General features: G+C 44.5%; 2 protein-coding genes. Both read right to left on the bottom strand.

Going from position 1 to position 2,061, the window contains the following annotated elements; translation table 11 throughout:
* Nucleotides 1-202: 202 nt before the first annotated feature.
* The gene (locus V6M43_RS16380; RefSeq protein ID WP_332737126.1) at nucleotides 203-625 is read right to left on the bottom strand and encodes a hypothetical protein; all 423 of its coding nucleotides are present in this window, start codon (nucleotides 623-625) and stop codon (nucleotides 203-205) included.
* Nucleotides 626-1,088: 463 nt separating this feature from the next.
* Nucleotides 1,089-1,448 (bottom strand): hypothetical protein, encoded by a 360-nt coding sequence (locus tag V6M43_RS16375; protein ID WP_332737124.1) that lies wholly within the window; start codon nucleotides 1,446-1,448, stop codon nucleotides 1,089-1,091.
* Nucleotides 1,449-2,061 lie beyond the last annotated feature (613 nt).

Here is a 2,061-nt window from a genome sequence, read left to right as displayed (position 1 = left end):
AAACTTTGCAGCGTGAAGCTTGGCATGATGACAAGAATTAGCCCGAACAGCATAAGGCCCGCCGTGGCTGCAACGAGTAAGCGCCACCAAAAAATCTGACTACTGTTCAAAGGATTCTCCAAGCACCTAACGTTTGGTTAAGGGGCGGGCTTTAGCCTGTCCCAGTGAGCGAAGCGAACGGTTTGAACCAATTGTTATGTGCTTAATTAAAGCCATACCTTGCTTCCAGATAATCCATTAGCTCTCTAACTATTTTTTCTACTGCAGCCATGCACTTGTTCAGAAAGTCATATGACACGTCAATGTGCATTGAGGTTAGCTCAATGCCGACGCCCGAGCGCTCAAGTGTTTTTAATTCATCAATTTTTTCCTTGCTCATTGCAGGAAGGTTGCCGTTTGCGTGAGCGATACAGTTTCTAACTTTGCTTAGGGTGCTGATGTCCTTTATTGAGTGCTCGGGGATTTGGAAGTCAAACTCCAGAACATGCTTCATATATTTATTGAATTTTGCAGTCAGAGAGCAGTCGTTGATATCTTTGATTGAAAGCCCTTTCTGCTCCTTTCCCTGGGCGTATGAAAGTAGTTGAGTAATTGAGTTCTCAAAGATTGTATAGATTGAAACCACGAGCGGAAGCTTGATTACTCGTGGAATTTCTTCTTCGGCAATGGAGTAAATATGTTGGTATTCGTAATATTCGGATTATGCGTATTTTATTATTTCGTTCTCTAGGTAGGAGTTGCACACGGCGTTGATTCCGACCTCTATCTGCTTCAGATACTCTTGCATTACAAGAAGCTCGATCTTGATCTCGATTCCTGGGTAGCTAAAGTCGGTATTTAAAAGGCCTTCTAGAGAAGCCATGTGTTCACCATGACATAACGTTTGGTTAAGGGGCGGGCTTTAGCCCGTCCCAGTGAGCGAAGCGAACGATTTGAACCGCTAGTTAGGTGCCATATTTATTGCGGTTGCTTGAGGGTAAAGGTTCATCGGAGGTTCTCAAGTGTTATGACTAAAACCTCCTTCCCATTACTATCAAATCCTGCCAGCTCATCCTCGTCGGCTGTTCTTTTAAATCTGTGCTCCCACCTCAAGCCATCGGAGTCAATGTACGTATTAACTGTGCCAAAAAACTCTGTGAGTCCTTCTCCCTTTTCTGGTCGATAAATTCCCATTTTTTTTGAATGACCGGGAACCTGCTCGCACCTTCCTTAAGTGTTACAAGGACAAATGAATTGCTAATAGTTGCTATGAAATTATTTGCTTCGATGTACAACGCGACAGACTGGCGCTTACCTGAGCTGTAATCATCAATGGCATCGGCTTTCCTACTGGTGCCCGTAAACAATCCGACTGTTCTCTTGAGGAATCCAAGTTTCTGAATCTTGCCAAAGTGAGGATGCTCAACTTTTAGTAGCTCCTCTGCCGTCGTAATGTGAACAAGATCCATGTGATATACCTCTACGCTGGCGGTGCTAAATGTATTTTAGCTGCGATCTGACTAGATGGCACCTAACGTTTGGTTAAGTGGCCGGCTTTAGCCGGTCCCGAGTGCGCGAAGCGAGATGCTTGAACCAGTTGTTATGAGATTAGGGGCGAGTGACCTTCAGGGACATGCCAGGCTCAATACCGACCTCTTTCAGACTTCTTGTGTCAGGGCAAGGAACACCTTTTTCAGTCCCTGTGATCATTCTTGCGTTTTTGATCACTTGATCGTCTTCGGATTTTCTCAGTACCCAAGAATGGCCGTATTCAAATGGTTTGATGTGCTTGTCAAGGAGGAAATAAACCTCGTCTGTCAAATTATTTAGAGATGGAAAGGCTACGAATGGTAGTTCGAATATATGTTGGTTGTTGCCAGTTAACGGTCGAGCATCAATGGTGATAAATGAACTTTTCTTTATTGAGGCTTTAATTGCGTCTGCAACTCGTGCTCTTTCCTTAGGGATCCTCTGAAGTAGCCATGCATTTCTGGCTGACTTCAGCTGCTGCTGATTTTAAAAGCGGCAAATCGACCAAAAACGCTCAGATCACCCGCTCATTTCTGTGTTTTTAGCCGCCGC

The sequence above is a fragment of the Flavihumibacter sp. genome, assembly GCF_036676075.1.
Taxonomy (GTDB): Bacteria; Bacteroidota; Bacteroidia; order Chitinophagales; family Chitinophagaceae; genus Flavihumibacter.
The sequence above is the reverse complement of the archived record's forward strand: the minus strand, read 5'-3'. Positions and strand labels throughout refer to the sequence as shown.